Source organism: Liquorilactobacillus cacaonum DSM 21116, from assembly GCF_001436735.1.
In the GTDB taxonomy this organism is placed as follows: domain Bacteria; phylum Bacillota; class Bacilli; order Lactobacillales; family Lactobacillaceae; genus Liquorilactobacillus; species Liquorilactobacillus cacaonum.
In genome coordinates, this window is the sequence record NZ_AYZE01000014.1 from 1 (window position 1) to 1398 (window position 1398).

The window sequence follows — 1398 nt, forward strand, 5'->3', positions numbered from 1 at the left end:
GTAGAGCATCTGACTTTTAATCAGAGGGTCGACAGTTCGAGCCTGTCACGACTCATAATGTTAATATGTATTGACATTGAAATCAAGAAATGGTATTATTGTATAGTCGTTGTAATATGTAACTGTTAAGTTTGCCGACTTAGCTCAGTTGGTAGAGCATCTGATTTGTAATCAGAGGGTCGGGCGTTCGAATCGTCTAGTCGGCACCATTTTATGCGGAAGTAGTTCAGTGGTAGAACATCACCTTGCCAAGGTGGGGGTCGCGGGTTCGAATCCCGTCTTCCGCTTGTCAGAGTTCTTGCCGGGGTGGCGGAACTGGCAGACGCACAGGACTTAAAATCCTGCGGTAAGTGATTACCGTACCGGTTCGATTCCGGTCCTCGGCATTTATTTATTATGATGCACCCATAGCGCAATTGGATAGAGTGTCTGACTACGAATCAGAAGGTTGTAGGTTCGACTCCTACTGGGTGCATTAATCGGGAAGTAGCTCAGCTTGGTAGAGCACCTGGTTTGGGACCAGGGGGTCGCAGGTTCGAATCCTGTCTTCCCGATAAGATAGGCAATTATTTTATCTTAATCGCGGCGTAGCTCAGCTGGCTAGAGCGTCCGGTTCATACCCGGGAGGTCAGGGGTTCGATCCCCTTCACCGCGATATGCATTTTTATAGAACTTGGACCTTTAGCTCAGTTGGTTAGAGCAGACGGCTCATAACCGTCCGGTCGTAGGTTCGAGTCCTACAAGGTCCATTGTGCTAAATGTTTTTTGTATATTGGATTTTTAATTATATTTTATGGAGGATTACCCAAGTCTGGCTGAAGGGAACGGTCTTGAAAACCGTCAGGTGGGTAAAACCACGCAAGAGTTCGAATCTCTTATCCTCCTTTTTAATATCGCGGGATGGAGCAGTCTGGTAGCTCGTCGGGCTCATAACCCGAAGGTCGTAGGTTCAAATCCTGCTCCCGCAATTGGTCCTATAGTGTAGGGGTCTATCACGCCTGCCTGTCACGCAGGAGATCGTCGGTTCAAATCCGTCTAGGACCGTGGTACAATTTTAATATTATTAATAGCAAATTATGGCTCGGTAGCTCAGTTGGTAGAGCAATGGATTGAAGCTCCATGTGTCGGCAGTTCGATTCTGTCCCGCGCCATAAGATTTATGCGGGTGTAGTTTAGTGGTAAAACCACAGCCTTCCAAGCTGTTGTCGCGAGTTCGATTCTCGTCACCCGCTTATTATTGTTGTTTATGGAGAAGTACTCAAGTGGCTGAAGAGGCGCCCCTGCTAAGGGTGTAGGTCGCGAAAGCGGCGCGAGGGTTCAAATCCCTCCTTCTCCGTTTTTTTGACCCGTTGGTCAAGTGGTTAAGACACCGCCCTTTCACGGCGGTAACATGGGTTC

Annotated in this window: 13 tRNA genes; all 13 read left to right on the forward strand. The window is 48.1% G+C overall.

Annotation, left to right across the window (positions count from 1 at the left end):
- Positions 1 to 133 precede the first annotated feature (133 nt).
- The 13 genes from FC80_RS03800 (at position 134) to FC80_RS03860 (ending at position 1336) form a co-directional block, all read left to right on the forward strand.
- Positions 134 to 209: transfer RNA gene (locus tag FC80_RS03800), tRNA-Thr, on the forward strand.
- A gap of 6 nt (positions 210 to 215) precedes the next feature.
- A tRNA-Gly gene (locus FC80_RS03805) sits at positions 216 to 287 on the forward strand.
- A 13-nt stretch (positions 288 to 300) separates the two neighbouring features.
- A tRNA-Leu gene (locus tag FC80_RS03810) sits at positions 301 to 386 on the forward strand.
- A gap of 15 nt (positions 387 to 401) precedes the next feature.
- A tRNA-Arg gene (locus FC80_RS03815) sits at positions 402 to 475 on the forward strand.
- 5 nt (positions 476 to 480) lie between these two features.
- Positions 481 to 554: transfer RNA gene (locus FC80_RS03820), tRNA-Pro, on the forward strand.
- A 27-nt stretch (positions 555 to 581) separates the two neighbouring features.
- Positions 582 to 655: transfer RNA gene (locus tag FC80_RS03825), tRNA-Met, on the forward strand.
- 20 nt (positions 656 to 675) lie between these two features.
- Positions 676 to 749 (forward strand) — tRNA-Ile (locus FC80_RS03830).
- A gap of 46 nt (positions 750 to 795) precedes the next feature.
- Positions 796 to 885 (forward strand) — tRNA-Ser (locus FC80_RS03835).
- A 9-nt stretch (positions 886 to 894) separates the two neighbouring features.
- Positions 895 to 968 (forward strand) — tRNA-Met (locus FC80_RS03840).
- A gap of 2 nt (positions 969 to 970) precedes the next feature.
- Positions 971 to 1044, forward strand: a tRNA-Asp gene (locus tag FC80_RS03845).
- A 34-nt stretch (positions 1045 to 1078) separates the two neighbouring features.
- Positions 1079 to 1151 (forward strand) — tRNA-Phe (locus tag FC80_RS03850).
- 10 nt (positions 1152 to 1161) lie between these two features.
- Positions 1162 to 1232, forward strand: a tRNA-Gly gene (locus tag FC80_RS03855).
- Positions 1233 to 1248: 16 nt separating this feature from the next.
- Positions 1249 to 1336, forward strand: a tRNA-Ser gene (locus FC80_RS03860).
- Positions 1337 to 1398 lie beyond the last annotated feature (62 nt).